Source organism: Sphingomonas sp. BE123 (assembly GCF_031456015.1).
Lineage (GTDB): Bacteria > Pseudomonadota > Alphaproteobacteria > Sphingomonadales > Sphingomonadaceae > Sphingomonas.
In genome coordinates, this window is record NZ_JAVDTW010000002.1 from 1,452,314 (window position 1) to 1,472,814 (window position 20,501).

24 protein-coding genes are annotated in these 20,501 nt (G+C 67.8%); 15 read left to right on the forward strand and 9 right to left on the reverse strand.

The window, feature by feature from the left end; translation table 11 throughout:
- Positions 1 to 90: 90 nt before the first annotated feature.
- The 3 genes from ubiM to J2Y54_RS15180 all read left to right on the forward strand — a co-directional run bounded on the left by ubiM (position 91) and on the right by J2Y54_RS15180 (position 2,254).
- Positions 91 to 1,266 carry a 5-demethoxyubiquinol-8 5-hydroxylase UbiM gene (gene ubiM, locus J2Y54_RS15170; RefSeq protein ID WP_310040927.1) on the forward strand — a complete coding sequence of 392 codons (1,176 nt, stop codon included), beginning with the start codon at positions 91 to 93 and terminating at the stop codon, positions 1,264 to 1,266.
- Positions 1,267 to 1,349: 83 nt separating this feature from the next.
- Positions 1,350 to 1,940 carry a PadR family transcriptional regulator gene (locus J2Y54_RS15175; RefSeq protein ID WP_310040928.1) on the forward strand — a complete coding sequence of 197 codons (591 nt, stop codon included), beginning with the start codon at positions 1,350 to 1,352 and terminating at the stop codon, positions 1,938 to 1,940.
- Positions 1,940 to 2,254, forward strand: coding sequence for a DUF2218 domain-containing protein (locus J2Y54_RS15180; RefSeq protein ID WP_310040930.1), 315 nt, complete (start codon positions 1,940 to 1,942; stop codon positions 2,252 to 2,254). Before J2Y54_RS15175 ends, J2Y54_RS15180 begins: the two co-directional genes overlap by 1 nt.
- Positions 2,255 to 2,289: 35 nt before the next feature.
- Here the strand turns inward: J2Y54_RS15180 and J2Y54_RS15185 are convergent, their stop codons facing one another.
- Entirely contained in the window at positions 2,290 to 3,435 is a 1,146-nt protein-coding gene (locus J2Y54_RS15185; RefSeq protein ID WP_310040934.1) for a glycosyltransferase family 1 protein, read from the reverse strand.
- A gap of 224 nt (positions 3,436 to 3,659) precedes the next feature.
- Here J2Y54_RS15185 and J2Y54_RS15190 point away from each other — a divergent pair, with 224 nt between their 5' ends.
- Together J2Y54_RS15190 and radA are read left to right on the forward strand one after the other, a co-directional pair.
- Positions 3,660 to 3,947, forward strand: coding sequence for a hypothetical protein (locus J2Y54_RS15190; RefSeq protein WP_310040935.1), 288 nt, complete (start codon positions 3,660 to 3,662; stop codon positions 3,945 to 3,947).
- A gap of 59 nt (positions 3,948 to 4,006) precedes the next feature.
- Positions 4,007 to 5,374, forward strand: a complete 1,368-nt coding sequence (radA, locus tag J2Y54_RS15195) for a DNA repair protein RadA (RefSeq protein WP_310040936.1) — start codon at positions 4,007 to 4,009, stop codon at positions 5,372 to 5,374.
- Here radA and J2Y54_RS15200 read toward each other — a convergent pair.
- Together J2Y54_RS15200 and J2Y54_RS15205 are read right to left on the reverse strand one after the other, a co-directional pair.
- Complete coding sequence (locus J2Y54_RS15200; protein ID WP_310040937.1) at positions 5,321 to 5,734, reverse strand: hypothetical protein; 414 nt, start codon at positions 5,732 to 5,734, stop codon at positions 5,321 to 5,323. The two genes, radA and J2Y54_RS15200, sit on opposite strands and share 54 nt — an antisense overlap.
- Before the next feature lie 50 nt (positions 5,735 to 5,784).
- On the reverse strand, positions 5,785 to 6,666 hold the full coding sequence (locus tag J2Y54_RS15205; RefSeq protein ID WP_310040940.1) for a DMT family transporter: 882 nt from the start codon (positions 6,664 to 6,666) through the stop codon (positions 5,785 to 5,787).
- A gap of 101 nt (positions 6,667 to 6,767) precedes the next feature.
- On the opposite strand from J2Y54_RS15205, the gene J2Y54_RS15210 reads away from it, so the two are divergent.
- Genes J2Y54_RS15210 through J2Y54_RS15230 form a run of 5 tightly spaced genes read left to right on the forward strand, consistent with a single transcriptional unit; the run spans position 6,768 to position 10,075 of the window.
- On the forward strand, positions 6,768 to 7,343 hold the full coding sequence (locus J2Y54_RS15210) for a CvpA family protein (RefSeq protein ID WP_310040942.1): 576 nt from the start codon (positions 6,768 to 6,770) through the stop codon (positions 7,341 to 7,343).
- Positions 7,340 to 7,777 carry an iron-sulfur cluster assembly scaffold protein gene (locus tag J2Y54_RS15215; RefSeq protein ID WP_310040943.1) on the forward strand — a complete coding sequence of 146 codons (438 nt, stop codon included), beginning with the start codon at positions 7,340 to 7,342 and terminating at the stop codon, positions 7,775 to 7,777. Before J2Y54_RS15210 ends, J2Y54_RS15215 begins: the two co-directional genes overlap by 4 nt.
- Positions 7,777 to 9,597, forward strand: a complete 1,821-nt coding sequence (locus tag J2Y54_RS15220) for a cation:proton antiporter (RefSeq protein ID WP_310040946.1) — start codon at positions 7,777 to 7,779, stop codon at positions 9,595 to 9,597. The genes J2Y54_RS15215 and J2Y54_RS15220 overlap by 1 nt, the downstream gene beginning before the upstream one ends.
- Positions 9,594 to 9,926 (forward strand): DUF423 domain-containing protein, encoded by a 333-nt coding sequence (locus tag J2Y54_RS15225; protein WP_310040948.1) that lies wholly within the window; start codon positions 9,594 to 9,596, stop codon positions 9,924 to 9,926. The genes J2Y54_RS15220 and J2Y54_RS15225 overlap by 4 nt, the downstream gene beginning before the upstream one ends.
- A complete protein-coding gene (locus J2Y54_RS15230) occupies positions 9,905 to 10,075 on the forward strand; it encodes a hypothetical protein (protein WP_310040949.1) in 171 nt (56 codons plus the stop codon). The genes J2Y54_RS15225 and J2Y54_RS15230 overlap by 22 nt, the downstream gene beginning before the upstream one ends.
- Positions 10,076 to 10,207: 132 nt before the next feature.
- Here the strand turns inward: J2Y54_RS15230 and J2Y54_RS15235 are convergent, their stop codons facing one another.
- Both J2Y54_RS15235 and J2Y54_RS15240 read right to left on the reverse strand, forming a co-directional pair.
- Entirely contained in the window at positions 10,208 to 11,467 is a 1,260-nt protein-coding gene (locus J2Y54_RS15235) for an EAL domain-containing protein (protein ID WP_310040950.1), read from the reverse strand.
- A gap of 63 nt (positions 11,468 to 11,530) precedes the next feature.
- Complete coding sequence (locus tag J2Y54_RS15240) at positions 11,531 to 13,411, reverse strand: M1 family metallopeptidase (RefSeq protein ID WP_310040951.1); 1,881 nt, start codon at positions 13,409 to 13,411, stop codon at positions 11,531 to 11,533.
- Positions 13,412 to 13,500: 89 nt separating this feature from the next.
- Between J2Y54_RS15240 and J2Y54_RS15245 the strand changes: the two genes are divergently transcribed.
- The gene (locus J2Y54_RS15245) at positions 13,501 to 13,863 is read left to right on the forward strand and encodes a PRC-barrel domain-containing protein (protein ID WP_310040952.1); all 363 of its coding nucleotides are present in this window, start codon (positions 13,501 to 13,503) and stop codon (positions 13,861 to 13,863) included.
- On the opposite strand, the gene J2Y54_RS15250 is transcribed toward J2Y54_RS15245, so the two are convergent.
- The 4 genes from J2Y54_RS15250 to J2Y54_RS15265 all read right to left on the reverse strand — a co-directional run bounded on the left by J2Y54_RS15250 (position 13,860) and on the right by J2Y54_RS15265 (position 15,346).
- Complete coding sequence (locus tag J2Y54_RS15250; RefSeq protein ID WP_310040953.1) at positions 13,860 to 14,078, reverse strand: DUF2842 domain-containing protein; 219 nt, start codon at positions 14,076 to 14,078, stop codon at positions 13,860 to 13,862. The genes J2Y54_RS15245 and J2Y54_RS15250 overlap by 4 nt on opposite strands.
- The gene (locus J2Y54_RS15255; RefSeq protein ID WP_310040954.1) at positions 14,075 to 14,629 is read right to left on the reverse strand and encodes a 5-formyltetrahydrofolate cyclo-ligase; all 555 of its coding nucleotides are present in this window, start codon (positions 14,627 to 14,629) and stop codon (positions 14,075 to 14,077) included. The genes J2Y54_RS15250 and J2Y54_RS15255 overlap by 4 nt, the downstream gene beginning before the upstream one ends.
- 217 nt (positions 14,630 to 14,846) lie before the next feature.
- Entirely contained in the window at positions 14,847 to 15,149 is a 303-nt protein-coding gene (locus J2Y54_RS15260) for a cell division protein ZapA (RefSeq protein ID WP_310040956.1), read from the reverse strand.
- Positions 15,149 to 15,346 (reverse strand): hypothetical protein, encoded by a 198-nt coding sequence (locus J2Y54_RS15265; protein WP_310040959.1) that lies wholly within the window; start codon positions 15,344 to 15,346, stop codon positions 15,149 to 15,151. The genes J2Y54_RS15260 and J2Y54_RS15265 overlap by 1 nt, the downstream gene beginning before the upstream one ends.
- 158 nt (positions 15,347 to 15,504) lie before the next feature.
- Between J2Y54_RS15265 and tkt the strand changes: the two genes are divergently transcribed.
- From tkt to J2Y54_RS15285, 4 genes are all read left to right on the forward strand, one after another.
- Positions 15,505 to 17,469: a transketolase gene (gene tkt, locus J2Y54_RS15270; RefSeq protein WP_310040961.1), complete on the forward strand. Its 1,965-nt coding sequence runs from the start codon at positions 15,505 to 15,507 to the stop codon at positions 17,467 to 17,469.
- A gap of 72 nt (positions 17,470 to 17,541) precedes the next feature.
- Complete coding sequence (gene gap / locus J2Y54_RS15275) at positions 17,542 to 18,549, forward strand: type I glyceraldehyde-3-phosphate dehydrogenase (protein WP_310040963.1); 1,008 nt, start codon at positions 17,542 to 17,544, stop codon at positions 18,547 to 18,549.
- Positions 18,550 to 18,856: 307 nt separating this feature from the next.
- The gene (locus tag J2Y54_RS15280) at positions 18,857 to 19,312 is read left to right on the forward strand and encodes an MOSC domain-containing protein (RefSeq protein WP_310040964.1); all 456 of its coding nucleotides are present in this window, start codon (positions 18,857 to 18,859) and stop codon (positions 19,310 to 19,312) included.
- The gene (locus J2Y54_RS15285) at positions 19,309 to 20,499 is read left to right on the forward strand and encodes a phosphoglycerate kinase (RefSeq protein WP_310040965.1); all 1,191 of its coding nucleotides are present in this window, start codon (positions 19,309 to 19,311) and stop codon (positions 20,497 to 20,499) included. The genes J2Y54_RS15280 and J2Y54_RS15285 overlap by 4 nt, the downstream gene beginning before the upstream one ends.
- Positions 20,500 to 20,501: the final 2 nt, after the last annotated feature.

The window sequence follows — 20,501 nt, forward strand, 5'->3', positions numbered from 1 at the left end:
GTCCTGCCTAAATAGGCGGTGCAGCACGATTTTGCATCCGGATTGACGCAGCGCAAATCGCTGCGCGCCGCTTCCTCGCACCGCCGGGGAATGAAAACCGAATTCGATTGCGACATTGTCATCGTCGGCGCTGGCCCGGCCGGTCTTGCCTTTGCCCGTTCGCTCGCCGGCAGCGGGCTCGCGGTCGCGCTGGTCGAGGCGCAGTCTGCCTCGGCGCTTGCCGCCCCGGCCTATGACGGCCGCGAAATCGCGCTGACCTGGCGCTCGGTCGCGATCCTGCGCGATCTTGGCATCTGGCCGATGCTGCCGGCGGCGGATGTCGCGCCGTTGCGCGCGGCGCGGGTGCAAAATGGCGTGTCCAGCTTCGCGCTCGACTTCGATCCGGGGGAGGCGGGGCAGCTTGGCTGGCTCGTGTCCAACCATCGCATCCGCGCGGCGCTATGGGCGGCCGTGCAGGGGCAGGCGGGGCTGACGCTGAACACCGGCCGGCGTGTCGTCGCGGCGCAGGCGGATCGACGCGGCGCGCAGGTCCGGCTCGATGACGGAACCCAAATTGCCGCGCGCTTGCTTGTCGCTGCCGACAGCCGCTTCTCGCCGGTGCGCACGATGCTCGGCATCGCGGCGGCGTTGACTCCGCTCGACCGGTCGATGCTGGTATGCCGGGTCGCGCACGATCTTCCGCACGACGCGGTCGCGACCGAATGGTTCGGCCTCGATCAGACCGTCGCGATGCTCCCGCTCAACGATCAGCAGACCTCGATCGCGCTCACTCTGCCCACAGAAGCGATCGCAGCGCTGGCGCAGTGCGACGATGCCGTGCTGGCGGCGGAACTGACCCGGCGGACCGACCGGCGGCTCGGCGAACTCCGGCTCGCCAGCACGCGCCACGTCTATCCGCTGGTCACCGCCTGGGCACATCGCTTCGTCGGGCCGTGTTGTGCGCTGATCGGCGATGCCGCCGTCGGCATGCATCCGGTGACCGCGCATGGCTTCAACCTCGGCCTGTCGGGGCAGGCCCTGCTCGCGCAACAGGTGCTGCGCGCGGTGCGGCGGCGTCGCAACCCCGGCGCAGCGCCGGCGCTGTGGCAATATGAGGCGGGACATCGCGCGGCGGCGGCGCCGCTGTTCGCTGCCACCAATGCGCTGGTGCGGCTCTACACCGATCCGCGTCCGGCCGCCCGCGTCGCGCGCGATGCGGTGCTGCGGATCGGCGCGAAGATGCCGGTTGTGCAGGCGGGTATACGCTCGATGCTCACGCGCGGCTGAAAAAATCCGTCGATCCGGACTTGCACACAGCCTTACAAGATATATCTTGGGCGCATCGAGAATCGCTCAAGAAGGATTAGAGCATGTTTGGAAGACAGCATCGCGGACCTGGCCCGCACGGGCTTCACGCCGGTCGCGGCCGCCGCCAATGGGGGCCGTTCACGGTCGAATGGGACATTGCGGGGGAAGCGCCGCGCGGCGGCGGTCGCGGGCGGCGCCGCATTTTCACCGGCGACGAGCTGCGGCTCGTCCTGCTCGCGTTGATCGCCGATCAGCCGCGCCACGGCTATGATCTGATCCGCGAGATCGAGGAGCGCACCGGCGGCGCCTATGCGCCCAGCCCGGGCGTGGTCTATCCCACCCTGACCCTGCTCGCCGAGATGGATCATATCGCCGAACAGGCGGCCGAGGGCGCCAAGAAGCTCTACGCGATCACCGCGGCGGGGCAGGCGCATCTGGAGGAACATGCCGAACAGGTGACGCTGCTGATGGGCCGCCTTGCCGAACTCGGCACCCAGCGCGAGCAGAGCGGGCGCAGCCCCGTGCGCCGCGCCATGGGCAACCTCAAGATGGCGGTGATGCAGCGGCTGGGCGATGGCGACGCCGATCAGGAGACGCTCGACGCGATCGTCGACATCATCGACGCCGCCGCGCGCAAGGTGGAGCGACTCTGATGACCGCAACCGCAACTGGCTTTGCCGCAACCGACAAGGCGTCGCGCTACCTGCAGCAGCTGTGCAAGCATTGGGAGCATAATCTGAAGGTCGACTATACCGCCGACCACGGCACGATCGTGTTCCCGAAGGACGCGCGCGGCGCGAACTGGCCCGGCGACGGGCTGGTCACGCTCGACGCCAGACCCGACGGCATCGCGATCCGCATCGACGCCAGCGCTCCCGAACAGGCCGAAGGTCTGAAGGGCGCGATCGAACGCCATCTCGACCGCTTCGCGTTCCGCGAGGACGGGTTGAAGTACGATTGGGCCTGATCAATCCTCCCCCGCAAGGGGGAGGATTGATGGGCTCAGCGCCCCGCCATCACCTCCAGATATGCGTCCAGCACCGCCTGATTGACCTGTGGCCAGACATGCGCCTGCATCCGCCGGTGCCCCAGCGCGCCGAACCGGTGGCGCATGTCCGGATCCTGCGCGAGCCGCGCGATCGCGTCGGCATAGGCGGTGACATCGCGTGGCGGGACCAGGAATCCCGTTTCGCCCTCGACCACCAGGTCCATGGCTCCGGTCGCGCGCGCGGCGACGACCGGGACGCCGCACGCCATCGCTTCGGACGTCACATTGCCGAACGTCTCGGTCACCGACGGGTTGAAGAACACGTCCATCGACGCCACCGCGCGGCCCAGCGCGTCGCCCGACTGAAAGCCGGTAAAGATCGCCTCGGGCACCTGCTCCGCAAACCATTCGCGCGCCGGCCCTTCACCGACGACCAGCACCTTGTGCGGCACCCCGCGCCGGGTCAGTTCGCGCGCGACCTCGGCAAAGATGTCGAGCCCTTTTTCGAGCACCAGCCGCCCCAGAAAGCCGATGGCCGGGACATCGTCGGCGATCCCCAGACCGCGCCGCCACTCCAGATCGCGCCGCTGCGGGTTGAACCGGGCATGGTCCACCCCGCGTGACCAGATCCCGACCGGGGTCGTCACGCCCCAGCTCTGGATCAGGTCGGCGATCGACTTCCCCGGCACGACCACCCGGTCGACCTTGTTGTAAAAGCGGGTGAGGCGGCGGATCAGCCATGGCTCGACAAAGCCGAGCCCATAATAACGCGGATAGGTTTCGAACCGCGTGTGCAGCGATGCTACCGTCGGCAGGCCGTTGCGCTTGGCCCAGGCAACCGCGGCATGGCCCAGAAATTCCGGTGCGGACACGTGCACCAGGTTCGGCCGGAACGTCTCCAGATCCGCGCGCGGCGCCTTGGGCAGGCCCAGCGCGATCTTGTACTCGCCGCGCCCGCCCGGAACCGGCAGCGCCGGCACGCTGACCAGATCCCCCTCGGGCGCGAACGCCGGCTGTGCCACGGTCGGCGAATAGACGCGCACCTGTACGCCCGCGTCGAGCAGATGGCGCACCAGCTTGTTCAGCGCCTGGTTCGCGCCGTCGCGGACATAGTTGTAATTGCCGCTGAACAGCGCCACGCGAAGATCGGTCGGGTTCATGCGCGCGCCCATAACGCCGGGATTGCGGCATTCCTATGTCGGAGTCGATGTCAAATCGGCCCGGGGGGCGGGTTCGCCACGTCGCGTCCGTCCGGCGATGGCGCGGGCGTCGGCGGCGACCCGGTGCTATTCATTGCGCATTCACGCCAATGGTGTTCAGATCGCGTGTCGCCCCGAGACGGTCGGCCTGTGCCCCGTTCCACGCCGTTTGATGGAGGGCTTCGATGTCCGTTCTCGCTCCCTTCGCTGCGCTGTTGCTGTCCGCGCCGATCCAGACGGCTCCTCCGCCCGGTGCCGCGACGGGGGATGAAGCGGCCAATCACAATACGGCGCGGTCGAACAAGTCGACCATCGCGGCACCGGATGGACCGGCGGTCGAGACGGGCGATGCCAAGGCCAATCACAACACCGCCCGGTCGAGCAGGAACAAGGGCGGCCGTGGCCCGGCTCCCGCCAGCGGCGGCCCCCCGCCGCCGGGCAACACGCCGGAAAGCGCGCCGAAACCCGATTGATCGCCCCCCGTTTCTAAACGCATATTCCCTTTTCGTTCCGCTCGGGTTAGGCATGGCGCATGGCCAAACCCAAGAAGCGTTACGTCTGTCAGGCATGCGGGTCGGTGACCGCGCAATGGGCGGGGCAATGCGCCGATTGCGGCGAGTGGAACACGCTGGTCGAGGATGCCGGCGCGGTCGTCACGCCGTTTCAGGCCAAGCATAATCTTCAGGGCGGCGGGCGGATGATCCTGCTGTCCGGGCTTGATGCCGATGTCCCGCTGCCCGCGCGGATGGGGACCGGCATCGCCGAGCTCGACCGTGCGCTCGGCGGCGGTTTTGTCGAGGCATCGGCGACGCTGATCGGCGGCGATCCCGGCATCGGCAAATCAACGCTGTTGCTGCAGGCGGCGGCCAGGATGGCGCTGGCGGGCAAGAGCGTCGCCTATGTCTCGGGCGAGGAAGCGGCGGATCAGGTGCGGTTGCGTGCCCGCCGTCTCGGCCTTGGCAATGCCCCGGTTCAGCTCGCTTCGGCGACCAGCGTGCGCGACATTTTGACCACGCTCGGCGGCGCGACCCCGCCGGACCTGCTCATCATCGATTCGATCCAGACGATGCACAGCGACCTGATCGAAGGCGCGCCCGGCACGGTCAGTCAGGTGCGCGCTTCGTCGCAGGAGCTGATCCGCTTCGCCAAGGAACGCGGCACCGCTTTGGTGCTGGTCGGCCATGTCACCAAGGATGGCAGCCTCGCCGGGCCGCGCGTGCTCGAACATATGGTCGACACCGTGCTCGCGTTCGAGGGTGAGCGCAGCCACCAGTATCGCATCCTGCGCGCGGTCAAGAACCGCTTCGGCGGCACCGACGAGATCGGCGTGTTCGCGATGCAGACCGAGGGGCTGACCGAAGTCGGCAACCCGTCCTCGCTGTTCCTCACCAGCCGCGACGAAAGCGTCAGCGGCACCGTTGTCTTCCCCGCGCTGGAGGGGACGCGCCCGGTGCTGGTCGAGATTCAGGCGCTGGTCGTCCGCCTCGCTTCCGGCGCCACCCCGCGCCGCGCGGTGGTCGGCTGGGACAGCGGGCGGCTCGCCATGATCCTCGCGGTGCTGGAGGCCCGCTGCGGGCTCAGCTTCGCGACCAGCGAAGTCTATTTGAACATTGCCGGCGGCTATCGCGTGCAGGATCCCGCCGCCGACCTCGCCGTCGCCGCCGCGCTGATCTCGGCCCTCTCCGAACGCCCGGTCGCGACCGACATGGTCGCGTTCGGCGAGATTGCGCTGTCGGGGGAGGTGCGCCCGGTCGCCCATGGCGCGCTGCGCCTCAAGGAAGCGGGGAAGCTCGGCTTCACCCGTGCGCTCGCCCCGTCGGCACAGGCGCAGGAGGGGAGCGTCGCGCTAACCGGGTTTCGCAACCTCGCCGGGTTCGTCGACCATATGCTCGGGCGCTGAGCGCCTGCGCCGCCGCCCGAGCACGCGCCGCGCCGGGTCGAGGATCGCGAGCATCGCCGCGGTGGCGGCAATATCGGCGAACCAGTCGTCGAGCGATGCAGTTCGGCCCAGCGCAGGATAAAGCTGCGCCAGTTCGATCAGCGCGCCGAACAGTGCAAAGGCCAGCAACAGCGTCAATGGCCGCATCCGCGGATAGGCCAGCCGCGCCAGCCCGGTCAGCACGACAAAGGCGATGATATGCTGGACCTTGTCGCTCGGCTCCCCCGGCAGGGCCGGCGGCTGGGGCAGCACCGCCAGCACGAATGCGGTGATCAGGGCCACCCAGAAGGCGACCAGGAAGAAACGGCGAACCAGGGTCATGCGCTTGAGATAGGGCGTGCCACACCGTTTATCCAAAGCCGATCCGCGCGTCATACGCTCCGCTTCACCGGGGGGCGCCGCGCGCGCCACGCCGCGAGGATGCCCGACGCGGCGATGATTGCCATGCCGGTCATGCTCCAGCCGTCCGGAATATGCGCAAAGATCAGCCAGCCGAGCAGCGCGACGAACAGCAATTGCAGATAGTTGAGCGACGCCAGCACCGACGCCGGCGTGTCGCGATACGCCGCAGTGAACAGGAAATGACCCAACCCGCCATAGACGCCCAGGCTCAGCAACAGAAGCAGGTCGAACCCGCCGGGCATCTGGTCGGGGATGAACCATGGTGTCATCGCGCCAAAGATTACCGTCCCGGTCAGGGTGGTGTAGAACAGCATCGCGATGGTGCTCTCGGTCCGCGCCAGGCTGCGTGACAACAGCTGGTAGATGCTCGTGGTCACCATCCCGACCCCGGCCAGCAGCACGCCGACCGGATCGAGCCCGCCGCCGGGCCGGACGATGAACAGCACCCCGACAAAGCCCAGTGCCGCCGCGCCGATTCCCGCCATGCCGACCTTCTCGCCCAGCAGTGGCCCGGCCGCCAGGATCACCACCACCGGGGCAAAGAACAGGATGGCGCTGGTCTCCGCTACCGGCATCCGCTGCAGCGCAAGGCCGATCGACAGCGATCCGATCGACAGCGCCAGCGCGCGGGCGATCACCCATCCGGTGCGCTGCGTGCGCAGCATCTCTGGCCCGCGACGCGGCGCGAGCAGCGCAGTCATCAGCACCAGATTGCATGCATAGCGGATCGCGACGATCATCGGCACATCGTACCGCGCCCCCAGATATTTGACGGTCACGTCAAGGCACGCGAACAGCAAAATCCCGAAAATGAACAGGGATGCGCCGCGCAGCGGGTGATGGGCAGTCATGCGGGGCTCCCGATGGCGGTGTGCAGCGGCCATGCGCATAAATCGGGGCTTCGACAAGCTGCACGCTGCGGCTATGACGCTGCGGACCGAGGGAGCAGGCAATGGGACTGACGGCAATCGACATCTTGGTGCTGCTGGGGATTGGCGCGGCGGCGATCACCGGGGCCATGCGCGGCTTCGTCACCGAAGTGCTGTCGCTGATGGCGTGGCTGCTCGTCGTCGCGGCGATCCGCTTCCTCCACACCCCCGTCGCCGCCGCGCTGGCCGAACCGGTCGGGACGGTGCAGGGGGCGGCGGTGCTGGCCTTCGCGCTGCTCGGCGGCATCGCCTATTTCGGCGGGCGGATCGTCGCCAATGCGATCGGATCGCGCACCCGCTCGGGCTTTCTCGGTCCGGTCGATCGCGCGCTCGGCCTCGGCTTCGGAGCGGTGAAGGGCCTGATTCTCGCCAGCCTCGCCTTCCTCGTCGTCGCGCTCGCGGTCGACACGGTCAGCGGCGGCCCGGCGCAGCGCCCCGAATGGATGACCGCCGGCCGCACCTATCCGTTGCTCAACGCGACCAGCGCCAGCATCGCCGAATTTGTCGACCGCCGGCGCCGCGGCGAACCGGTATTCGGCAATGATACCGATGCCGATGCGCTTGCGAACGGGTCGGAGCAGGTTACATCGGAGCCATGACGGCTCCGCTCTACAACACCGAAATCCTGCGGCTCGCCGCCACCGTCCCGCATCACCAGCGCCTGCCCAACCCGATGGCGAGTGTCGAGAAACGCTCGCCCGTGTGTGGCAGCCGCGTGACCGTCGACGTCGATCTCGACGGGGCGGGTCGCGTCGCTGCGCTCGGCATTCAGGTCCGCGCCTGCGCGCTGGGGCAGGCCTCCGCCGCGCTGATGGGTGCGCATGCCGTGGGGCGCACCGCGGCAGAACTCGACGCGACCCGCGCCGCGCTGACCCGCTGGCTGGCGGGGGAGGGCGATACGCCGCCCGACTGGCCTGGCCTCGCGCTGTTCGCCCCCGCGCTCCCGTACAGCGCGCGCCACCCCTCGATCCGCCTCGCGTTCGAGGCGGTTGCCGAAGCCGCCGCGCGCGCCGGCACCGAACGGGCCGCCTGATGGATCACGGTGCCGCCCACAGCTTCGTCGCCGAAAGCGCCCCGCTGCTCGGCTTTGCGCTGCTGTTCGTCCTGATCTTCCGCCGCATGGGGCTGGGCGCGACGCTCGGCTATCTCGTCGCCGGCGCTTTGGTCGGGCCGCAACTGCTCGGGCTCGTCGGCGGTGCGGAAAGCAAGATGGGCATCGCCGAATTCGGCATCGCCCTGCTGCTGTTCCTCGTCGGCCTCGAACTCAGCCCGTCGCGATTGTGGCGGATGAAGCGCGACATTTTCGGTTTCGGCCTGTTGCAGGTTGCGCTGTGCGGCATCGCGCTCAGCGTCGTGATCGGCTTCGGCGCGAATTTCTCGCTCGCCGCCGCACTCGCGCTCGGCCTCCCGCTCGCTCTGTCCTCGACCGCACAGGTGCTGCCGATGCTGCAAAGCGCCGGCCGCCTGCGCACCCCGTTCGGCGAGCGCGCCTTTTCGACCCTGTTGTTCCAGGACATTTCGATCGTCCCGCTGATCACGATCATCGCGATCCTCAGCCGCAATCCGGCGGATGCGCAGGGTCCTCCGGGCTGGCTGCTCGCGATCTACACCGTCGCCGCGATCACCGGGCTGGTGCTGGCCGGCCGCTATCTGCTGCGCCCGCTGTTCCGCCTGATCGGCAATTGGGGCGAGCGGGAGCTGTTCGTGTTCGCCGGCCTGTTCACCGTCGTCGGCGCCGCCGCGCTGATGCAATCGATCGGCCTCTCCACCGCCCTCGGCGCATTCATCGCCGGCGTGATGCTCGCCGACAGCCCCTACCGGCACGAGATCGAGGCGGATATCGAACCGTTCCGTTCGATCCTGCTCGGCCTGTTCTTCCTCTCGGTCGGCATGATGCTCGACTTGACCGCCATCGCCGAGCGCCCGGTGTTCGTCCTCGGCATGGCCGCCGCGCTGATCGCGACCAAGACGGTGGTCATCACCGGCCTCGCCATGGCCTTCCGCATGCCATGGCGCCAGGCGCTCGGCCTCGGCCTGTTGCTCAGTCAGGGCGGCGAGTTCGGCTTCGTCCTGTTCGCCCAGGCACAGAACGCCCTGCTGATCGCGCCCGAGGCGGTGAGCATATTCAGCGCGGTCGTCACCCTGTCGATGGCCACCACCCCGTTCCTGATGATGTTCACCAAACGCTTCCGCGCCGATGCGGTCGCGGTGCAGGGTGAGCGCGAAGGCCCGGTGTCCGATGGCTCGAACGCGCTCATTATCGGCTATGGCCGCTTCGGTCAGACGGTCGGCCAGATGCTGAATGCGCAGGGCATCGCCGTCACGCTGATCGACACCGATATCGAGATGATCGACATCGCCGGCCAGTTCGGCGCCAAGGTCTATTATGGCGACGGCACCCGCATCGACATGCTGCGTCAGGCCGGGGCGGGGGAGGCGCAGCTGATCCTGTTCTGCCTCGATGGCGACAAGATCGAACCGGAACTGGTCGAGGCGGTCCACGAATCCTTCCCCAACGCATCGATCTTCGTGCGCGCCTATGACCGCCGCGCGCTGCTCAAGCTCAAGGGCGGCCCGGCCGCCGGCGTCGTGCGCGAAGTGCTCGAATCCGCTATCGTCATGGCGCGCAAGGCGATGGCCGCGGTCGGCGTCGATATCGAAGAGATCGAGCGCACCGAGGATCTCTACCGCCGCCGCGACCGCGAACGGCTGCGCATCCAGCACGAAGCCGGCAGCCTGACCGCCGCGCGCGAAGCGATCATCGGCGACCCCGACCTCGACTGGCGACCGGGCCGGCGTGACGCGCCCGACCCGCTTGAACCCAAAGCCGCGACCGGGAGCGAATGCGGATGAACCTGATCGTGGCCCTCGCCGCGCTGTCCGGCGCCATCGCGGTTGGCGCGGGTGCGTTCGGTGCGCATGGTGCGGAGGGCAAGGCCGCGGAATGGCTGCGTACCGGCGCAACCTATCAGCTGATCCATGTCGTCGCCGCGCTGGTCGCGGTGCAGATGGGCGCACGCAGTGCAGGCTGGCTGTTCGTCGCCGGGGCGGCGATCTTTGCCTTCACCCTCTACGCCATGGCGTTCGGCGCCCCGCGCTGGCTCGGCGCGATCACCCCGATCGGCGGCACCGCGCTGATCGTTGGCTGGCTGTGGCTGGCATGGCACGCACTACGCGGCTGAGCGTCTGTCGCCGCAAGCGCAGGTTCGCGGATGAAGGGGAGGCGATTACCGCTGCACTGGCCGCGACCATCACCCTGCGCCCCTATCGCTGCGACCGCTGTTTCGGCTTTCATCTGACGGGGCGGACGAAAGGCAAGCGGGTGCTCTAAAAATCCTCCCCGGAACGGGGAGGGGGACCATGCGAAGCATGGTGGAGGGGGCTCGAGGCAAGGGATTCCGGTGCCTCGGGCCCCCTCCGTCAGCGCTGCGCGCTGCCACCTCCCCGTTCCGGGGAGGATTGTTCAACCCGCCGCCCGCAGCTCCATCGCCGCACCCCGGATCGCCGCCAGTGGCTGCGGCCGCCCCAGCAGATACCCCTGGATCAGGTCGATCCCCAGCGCCCGCAGCACGGCCAGCTCATCCTCGCGCTCGACGCCCTCGGCGATCAACCGGCTGCCGGTGTCGCGCGCAAACATCATCAGCCCGGCGGCCAGCGCGCGGCGGCCCGGATCATGCTGGATATCCTCGATCAGGAAGCGGTCGAGCTTCACCAGATCGGGGCGCATCTGGATGATCTGCTGCAGCCCGCTATAGCCCGATCCGGCATCGTCGACCGCGATCTTCAGCCCCTCCGCCCGCAGCGGGGCGAGCCGGTCGAGCAGCGTGGCGACGTCCGAAACCCGGTCATGCTCGGTGACTTCCAGCACCACCCGGTCCAGCGGCGCGCGCCGCAGGATCGCGGGCAGCTCGGGCGACATCGCGGTCGCGGGGCTGGCATTGACCGACAGATAGGCATGGTCGGGCAGCTGCGACAGGCCCTGCAGCGCGCGGTCGATTGCGAACAGCTCGAACGCCTCGCCCATGCCGACCAGCGCCGCCTGGATGAACCATTTGTCCGGCGAGCGATATGGCTCGACCGTGATCCGCGCCAGCGCTTCATAGCCGGCCGGGCGGTTCTGCGAGAGGCTGAAGATCGGCTGATAATGAATGTCCATCAGCCCGTCGGCGATGACCTGCTCGATCGCGCTGCGCGATGCCGCCGCTTCCTCGCGATTGCCCAGATCGCGCTCGATCTCGTACGCGGCGAGGTCGGCAAAAGCGCGCATCATGCCCAGATCGCGCGGGTTCAGCGTGGGGCTTGCAAAGGGGCCAAGGCAGCAGAACATGCCATAGGTGCGTCCGTCCGACAGGCGGATCGGCACGCTGACATGCGCACCGATCGGCACCGCTGCCGTGATCGGCATGGCCGCGGCAATCGGCTCGACGGCGGTATCGGGGATCAGCTCGGGGAGCCGCCCGGCCAGGATATGGCGGCAATAGACATCGTCGAGCGAATGGACGTCGCCCGCCTTGGCCAGATGCTCCAGCCCCGGCGCGTCGACCACGCGGAACACCGAGTCATTCCCGACGAACTCGGACACATAGGCGACCTGCAGGCCCAGATGCGCGCGCACCGCCTGCAATGCGCGGGCGATGATCGCATCCGAACTGCCAGTGCTGCTCGCCGACGATATGATCTCGCGCAGCGCCGTTGCGCCCAGCGTCTCGCCGTCAACCGTCATCTCGCCTTCACCCCGTCCAACCGTCACATGCGTAGTTCTACGGGGTGGAGTATGAAGATTCGGTCAGCGCGCCTCTAGGATCCGCGTGACTGCCCCGACCGTCACCGGATGATATCCCGGCTTGGCCTTGGCGAAGATCCGCTGCGCGATCGGCATGCCCCACTCGCCCTGTGCCTTCAGCCCGCGATAAAGCGGCGTCACCAGCAGGTTGCGGCCAACCCGCGTCAGATACGCCTCCAGCGCGGGGACCACCGGTGCATAGCGGTTGGCGATCGCCAGGTCGAACCAGGCCGACTGGACATAGGCGTTCTGCGACTTGGTCAGTCCCAGCGCCGCGTCCAGCTCGGCCAGTCGCGCCGCGCTTTGCTGACGCGGCAGGCCGCCCAGCAGCCGCTGCCACTGCTGGGTCTGCCAGCCCGTCGTGTCGATCGCCGCCGCCGGCCCGCCCGCATTGAACGCGGCAAGCTGCGCATCGACCTTCGCCAGTGTCTCCGACTTCACCTGCACCGCGTTCGACGGCACACCGGGCTCATAGACCCAGCGGTCGAGCTGCAGCTTGGCCTCCAGCGCCGTGTCGCCCTTGATCAGGTGCGTGCGGATGTCCGCCAGGAACCCCGCGCTGGTCTGCGGCTGGAAGGCGTGGCGGTCGAAATAGCCGCGCAGATAGGCGTCGAACCGCTCGCGCCCGACCGCGTATTCGATCGTGCGCAGGAAGGTGCTGCCCTTGAGGTAATCCAGCTGCCCCGCGCCTTCGCCCGGCGCGCCGTGCAGTCGCGTCGACGGCGCGCTGTCGCCGCCGGCATTCTTCACGTCGCGCAGCATCCCGGCATAGTCGAGGTCGGAATAGATCGCCGCGCGCTCCTTGCCGTACAGCGCCTCCATGATCCGGTTCTCGAAATAGGTGGTGAAGCCCTCGTTCAGCCAGCCGTCCGCCCAGGTCGCGTTGGTGACAAGATTGCCCGACCAGCTATGCGCCAGTTCATGCGCCAGCACATCGGTGTTCGACCGGTCGCCGGTGATGATCGTCGGGGTGAAGAAGGTGAGATTGGGGTTCTCCATCCCGCCATAGGGAAAGGATGGCGGCAGGACGAGCATGTCGTAACGGCCCCAGCGATACGGGCCGTACAGCGCCTGCGCCGCATCGATCATCTTTTCGATATCGGCAAACTCGGACACCGCGGCATCGATCATGCCCGCCTCGGCCCAGACGCCGGTGCGCGGCCCGACCTCCTTGAACTTGAGGTCGCCGACCGCAATCGCGATCAGATAGGGCGGTACCGGATTGTCCATGCGAAAGCGGAACTTGCGGCGCTGGTGCGGCAGCAGCTCGCCATTGGCGCCGTCCAGCATCTGCGCGCTCATCACCGGGATAAACCCGTCGGGCACGGTGATCGTCGCCGACCAGGTCTGGCGGATGCCGGGGCTGTCCTGGGTCGGGATCCAGCTGCGATTGTTGATCGCCTGTCCCTGGCTGAACAGAAAGGGCAGGGTCTTGCTCTGCGTCTGTGCCGGGGTCAGCCACTGCAGCGCGCGGGCGCCGGGGCTGGCGGTATAGGCGATGCGGATCTTTTTCGCGCCATTGAGCTGCACGGTCAGCGGGCTGCCCAGCTGCGGGTCCTTCGCACCCAGTTGATGCGCCAGCTTCACATGGTTCTCGTCGGTCACGGCGGCGATGGTCAGGTCGAGCGTGTCGAGCACGATCTCGCGCGCGCCCTTGGCCGCCGCAACATCGAGCACCGCGACGCCGCTGATCGTCCGGCTCGCGAAATCGATGCGCAGGTCCAGGTCGACATGCGTCACCCGCGCCTCGGCCGGGCGGGCATAGGTCCACACGTCCTTCGCCTCGGGCGTGGTCAGCACCGGCGCGACCTTGGCGGTCTGGGGATGGGCGAGCGCGGGGGCGGCGGAGGCGAGCAGCAGAGCTGCAAGGGTCAGGATACGCATGGTGTCATCTGCTACGACCCGATTTGGTTCGGCACAAGCGCGGCGCTCATGCGTTGAAGGCATATCCCTGAAATTGAAGGAGAGATGCGATGAACACCGCCGTCGACAGTCCCAACCGCCTGATTGCCTCCGACCGGGTCGAAGGCACCAGCGTCTACGATCCCAGCGGCGAAAAGCTCGGCCATGTCGAACGCTTCATGGTCGACAAGGTATCGGGCCGCGCCGAATATGCCGTGATGGCGTTCGGCGGCATTCTCGGCATCGGCCACCGCCACTATCCGGTGCCGTGGCAGGCGCTGACCTATGACACCGACAAGGACGGCTATGTCGTGTCGCTCAGCCGCGAAAAGCTCGAAAATGCGCCGAACTACGACCGCGAGGGCGAAGAGCCGAGCTACGACCGCGCTTATGGGCAAGAGGTCTACGCCTATTACGGCATCCCCGCGCTCTAGTCGCGCGGCAGGCTCCAGCGGCCGGTTTCCATCCAGCGCAGCAACGGCTTCAGCGGCAGGATCCAGACGACCCCGGTGAAGAGATAAAAGACCAGCTGGATGAGGACCGGCCACTGGCCGACGGTCTGCGACAGGCTCGCGACCGCGACGCACCATATCAGGATGAGCGCGATGATCGCAAACGCGCCAACGGGCTTGCGCCAGGACGGGGTCATTCGGCCAGGTCTCCATAGGCTGCCGCTTCGGTGACCACGCCATGCAGCGGCATGTCCCAGCTGTCCACTGCCAGTGCCTCCACGCGCTGTACCGACCACGCCACGCCGATGCGCCACGCGTCGGGCAGGCGGGCGAACACGCGGTCATAATGCCCGGCGCCCTGGCCCAGCCGGTTCATCGCGGGATCGAACGCCAATAACGGCGTCAGCACGATCTGCGGATTGCATTCGGGCCCGCTGTCGTCGGGCTGGCGCAGCCCCAGCGGCCCGTCGACCAGCGCATGTTCGGGCTCCCACACAAAGAACCGCACCGGTGACTCGCGGCTGGTGACGTGCGGCAGCACGATCCGGCACCCGGCCTCGCGCGCGGCCCAGGCGATCGCGGTCGGATCCGCCTCGCTCCCGACCGGCACATAGGATGAAACCGTAACCCCCGGCGCAAACCGCGCGAGCAGCGCGGCGGGCGGCTGGATCACCCCGCCGATCGTCATCGCGAACTCGTCGCGCAGCGCCCGCATCCGGGCGCGCAGGGTCCGTTTGTCGTCAGCCATAATCGCGCTTCGCACCCTGCGAAGCCGCGGCCTCGCTGACTAAATCCGTTGGCGGGACCACCATGGGCCGTTTGCGGTGATATCCACTGACGCCCAAAACGTCAGGTGGGGACCATGTACGTCAGACCTGGATCTGCGCAGGGACAGTCCCCGTGGATGAAGAATAGCCTCAGGGATGATCGTACGCTCGTACCGGGCAGTACCCGCCGCCGCCAATTTAGGGGGGTGTCGCGAAATCCTCAAGGGCCGCCGCCACTGCCTCCAGCCGATCGGCCAGATTCTCGAGCAGCACGGGCGACACGCCGCCGGGCGGGTTGCGCTCCGCCTCGTCCAGCTGGTCGGCCAGGATCAGCGCGAGGAACAGCATCGTGCGCTCGCCGCTCAGCCCGCCCGACGCGCGCGTCGCCGTCTCGGCGTGCCGTTCGAGCAACGCGCCCAGCCGCTCGATATGCAGTTCCTCGCCATCGCGGCACGCGATGCTGTGGCTGCGCCCGGCGATGGTCAGCGTGACCTGGCCCATCAGTCCGCGCCCTCGGCGTCGCTTTCCTGCGCGATCAGCGTGTCGAGCGCAGCGATCGCCGCCTCGACCCGACCGCGCATCGCGGCGTGGCGCCGCTCCAGCCGTTCGGCATCGAACGCGCGGCGCGCCGCTGCCGTCTCGATACGCGCCAGCGCCCGTTCGATCCGCTCCAGCGCAGGGGGTGTCGCATCCGCCATCGCTGCGGGGATAGAGTCGCATGACGTGCACGGCAACCCCATGTGCACCGCCGCCGGTTGACGCCCGCGTCCGCGCGCCCCATTGGCACGCCAACTTCGATTCGCCGGGCCGTGGCGAGACTCAACGCGACGCGCGCAGGCCCGAAAGGGGATATGCCGTGACCATTTCATTCGCCGACCGCGCCAACGCCATCCGCGCCCTGTCGATGGACGCGGTCGAGGCCGCCAATTCCGGCCATCCCGGCATGCCGATGGGCATGGCCGATGTCGCGACCGTGCTGTTCAGCGACTATCTGAAATACGATCCGACCGACCCCAAATGGGCCGACCGCGACCGGTTCGTGCTGTCCGCCGGTCACGGCTCGATGCTGATCTATGCGCTGCTGCACCTGACCGGCTATGCGCGCCCGACGCTCGACGACATCAAGAATTTCCGCAAGGTCGGCAGCCCCTGCGCCGGCCACCCGGAGAATTTCGAGCTGCCCGGCGTCGAATGCACCACCGGCCCGCTGGGTCAGGGCCTCGCCATGGCGGTCGGCATGGCGCTCGCGGAGCGTCACCTCAACGCCGTGTTCGATGACTCGATCGTCGACCACCGCACCTGGGTGATCGCTGGCGACGGCTGCCTGATGGAGGGCATCAACCACGAGGCGATCGGTCTTGCCGGGCACCTCAAGCTCGGCCGCCTGATCGTGCTGTGGGACGACAATGACATCACCATCGACGGCAAGGTGTCGCTGTCGTCGAGCGAGGACATCCCCGCACGCTACGCCGCGACCGGCTGGCACGTCGTCGCCTGTGACGGTCACGATCCCGCCAGCATCGCCGCCGCGTTCGACGCCGCCATCGCCGATCCGCGCCCCTCGCTGGTCCGCTGCAAGACCGTGATCGGCAAGGGCGCCCCGAACAAGGGCGGCACCAGCAAGGTCCACGGCTCGCCGCTCGGCGCGGACGAAGTCGCCGCCGCCCGCGCAGCGCTCGGCTGGGGCCACGCCCCGTTCGAAATTCCCGCCGACATCGCCGCGGCATGGGCAGAGGCCGGCAAGCGCGGCGCCGCACCCCATGCCGAGTGGAAGGCGCGCCTCGCCGCCCATGCCGACCGCGCCGAGTTCGAGCGCCGGATGGCGGGCGAACTGCCGGACTTCGACCTCGATGGTTACATCGCCGACCTGCTCGCCAACCCGGCCAAGGTCGCGACGCGCAAGTCGAGCGAGATGGCGCTCGAGCCGCTGACGGCGAACCTGCCCGAACTGATCGGCGGCTCGGCCGACCTCACCGGCTCGAACAACACCAAGACCAAGGCCACCGGCCCGCTCACCGCCGAAAACTATGCCGGCCGCTATGTCTATTACGGCATCCGCGAATTTGGCATGGCCGCCGCGATGAACGGCATGGCGCTGCATGGCGGGATCATCCCCTATGGCGGCACCTTCCTCGTTTTCTCCGACTATGCGCGCGGCGCGATCCGCCTCTCGGCGCTGCAGCGCGCGCGCGTCGTCTATGTGATGACGCATGACAGCATTGGCCTCGGCGAAGACGGTCCGACCCATCAGCCGATCGAGCATCTGCAGAGCCTGCGCGCGATGCCGAACCTGAACGTGTGGCGTCCTTGCGATGCGGTCGAGACCGCCGCCGCCTGGGACATTGCGATCCGGACCTGGGACGGCCCGTCGCTGCTGGTGCTGACGCGTCAGAACCTGCCGCAGCTGCTCGGCGAAGATCATGTCGCACAGGTCGAATCCGGCGGCTATCGCCTGCGCGCGGCGACGGCACCGCGCAAGGTGGTGCTGGTCGCGACCGGTTCGGAGGTCGAGATCGCGGTCGCCGTGCGCGATGCGCTGGAAGCGCAGGGGATCGGTGCCGATGTCGTCTCGATGCCCAGCACCGATGCGTTCGACGCCATGTCGCCCGATTATCGGGCGCACATCCTGCCCGACGATGCGCTGCTTGTTTCGATCGAGGCCGGCACCACCTTTGGCTGGGAACGCTATGTCGGTCGCGACGGCCTGCGCTTCGGCATCGACGGCTTCGGCGCGTCGGGTCCGGCCGAAGACCTGTACAAGCATTTCGGGCTGACCGCCGACGCGATCGTGCCCCAGATCATCGAACGGCTCGGCGCGTAACGCGCGATCATCCCGCGGCTTGCCGCGAAAAAGGCCCATCATTCAGCGGCTTGCCGCGAAAAGGAGAGACGAATGACGAAGGTTGCGATCAACGGGTTCGGACGCATCGGGCGCCTCGTGGCGCGCGCCATTCTGGAGCGTCCGGAAAGCGGTCTGGAACTGGTCACGATCAACGATCTGGCCGATGCCAAGTCGAACGCCTGGCTGTTCAGCCGTGACAGCGTGCACGGCAGGTATCCGGGCACCGTCGCGGCCGACGGCGATGACCTGGTCATCGACGGCAAGCGGATCAAGGTGACCAAGGAGCGCGATCCGGCGAACCTGCCGCACGCCGCCAACGGCGTCGATCTGGTGCTCGAATGCACCGGTTTCTTCACCGATCGTGCATCGGCCCAGAAGCATATCGATGCCGGCGCGAAGAAGGTGCTGATCTCGGCCCCGGGCAAGAATGTCGACTTGACCGTCGTCTATGGCGTCAACCACGACAAGCTCGAGGCGGGTCACACGATCGTGTCGAACGCATCGTGCACCACCAACTGCCTCGCGCCGGTCGCCAAGGTGCTTAACGACGCGATCGGCATCGAACGCGGCCTGATGACCACGGTTCACGCCTATACCAACGACCAGAAGATCCTCGACCAGATCCATGACGATCTGCGCCGCGCCCGCGCTGCGGCGATGAGCATGATCCCGACCACCACCGGCGCTGCCCGCGCGGTCGGCGAAGTGCTGCCCGAGCTCAAGGGCAAGCTCGATGGTTCGGCCATCCGCGTGCCCGTGCCCGATGGCTCGCTGATCGACCTGACCTTCACGCCGAAGCGCGACACGACCAAGGAAGAGGTCAACGCGCTGCTCAAGGCCGCGTCGGAATCGGGCCCGCTCAAGGGCGTGCTCTATTATTCCGACGAGCCGCTCGTCTCGATCGACATCGTCCACACCCCGGCCAGCTCGACCATCGACAGCCTGGAAACCGCAGTGCTCGACGGCAAGCTCGTCCGCGTCGTCAGCTGGTACGACAATGAATGGGGCTTCTCGAACCGCATGGTCGACACCGCCAGCACCATGGCGAAGCTGGGCTGAACCAAAGCCGCTGACTGAACTCTATACCGTCACCCCCGCGAAAGCGGGGGCCCATCTCCGAACCGTGCCGCTTGGCGAGCGGGCAGGAGATGGGTTCCCGCTTTCGCGGGAATGACGAGGGAGGGAGGTGGGCCGGCTTTCCTACAGCCGCTCCTTTAGGTTAGGGTCGAACCATGACGCACCGTCACCCCCTCCCTGGCCGAACCGACACGACAAACTGCACGCCGGACACCCTCTCACATATGGGCAAAGACGTCCGATTTGTCCGGAACGGGTATCTTGCTACCCGAAAAACCGGAGAAGCCGCATGACTGGCCGCATTGCTGGCATCGCCCGCCACGCCATCCCCAAGGGGCCGATGGAGGTCATCGATCGTGCCACCGTCACGCTCGAAGCCGGCATCGCCGGCGATTTTCGCGGCGCGATGAAGGGCAAGCCGTACAAGCGGCAGGTCAGCCTGATCGAAGCCGCCGACTGGGATGCGGCGATGGCCGAGGTGGGGCATTCGATCCCCTGGGAACAGCGCCGCGCCAACCTGCTGGTCGAAGGGCTCGACCTGCCCCAGATTGTCGGCGCGCGGCTCCGCATCGGCGCCGATGTCGTGCTCGAAGTGCGCGACGAAACCAACCCGTGCGAGCGGATGGAAGCGCTCGCTCCCGGCCTTCGGGCGGCGTTGACGCCCGACTGGCGCGGCGGCGTGTTGACCATGGTAATCCAGCCCGGCGAGATCGTCGTCGGCGACAGCATCAGGATCGAAGAATGACCCGAGCCTTCAAGACCCTCGACGATATGGGCGACATCACCGGCAAGCGCGTGCTGGTGCGCGAAGACCTGAATGTGCCGATGGCCGATGGTGCGGTCACCGACGACAACCGCTTCCGCGCTGCCGTACAGACCGTTGCCGAACTCGCCGACAAGGGCGCGATCGTCCTGATCCTCGCGCATTTCGGCCGCCCCAAGGTGCCGAGCCCCGAGCATTCGACCGCGCAGCTCGCCCGCCCGTTCAGCCAGGTGCTGGGTCGCGAGGTGCGGTACATCGACTGGGAGGGCGACGCCGAATCCACCGCCACGCTTCAGCCCGGCGACATCGCGCTGCTCGAAAACACCCGCTTCTTCGGTGGTGAAGAAAAGAACGATCCGGCGACGATCGACCGTTTCGCTGCGCTCGGCGACCTCTATGTCAACGACGCCTTCTCCGCCGCGCACCGCGCCCATGCCTCGACCGAGGGGCTGGCGCACCGTTTGCCCGCATTCGCCGGTCGCCAGATGGAGGCTGAACTCGACGCGCTCGACAAGGCGCTGGGCAACCCCGACCACCCCGTCGCCGCAGTCGTCGGCGGGGCCAAGGTGTCGACCAAGCTCGATGTGCTCAAGGCCATGGTGGGGAAGGTCCATCACCTCATCATCGGCGGCGGCATGGCCAACACCTTCCTCGCCGCGCGCGGCGTCGACGTCGGCAAGTCGCTGTGCGAGCATGAGCTGACCGGCACGGCCGAGGAGATCTTCGACGCAGCGGACAAGGCGAACTGCACGATCCATCTGCCCTATGATGTCGTGGTGTCGAAGGAATTCGCCGCCAATCCGCCTAGCTTGCGCACCTGCAACGTCCATGAGGTCGCCGCCGACGAGATGATCCTCGACATCGGCCCGGCGGCGAGCGAGGCGCTGGCGGATGTGCTCAAGAATTGCCGCACATTGGTGTGGAACGGCCCGCTCGGCGCGTTCGAAACCAAGCCGTTCGACACCGCCACCATGGCGCTCGCTCACACCGTCGCCGCGCTGACCAAGGAAGGCTCGCTCGTCTCGGTCGCCGGGGGCGGGGACACCGTCGCCGCGCTCAACCAGGCCGGCGTCGCGGGCGACATGAGCTTCGTCTCGACCGCCGGCGGCGCGTTCCTCGAATGGATGGAGGGCAAGGAGCTGCCCGGCGTGGCGGCACTGACGCGCTGACG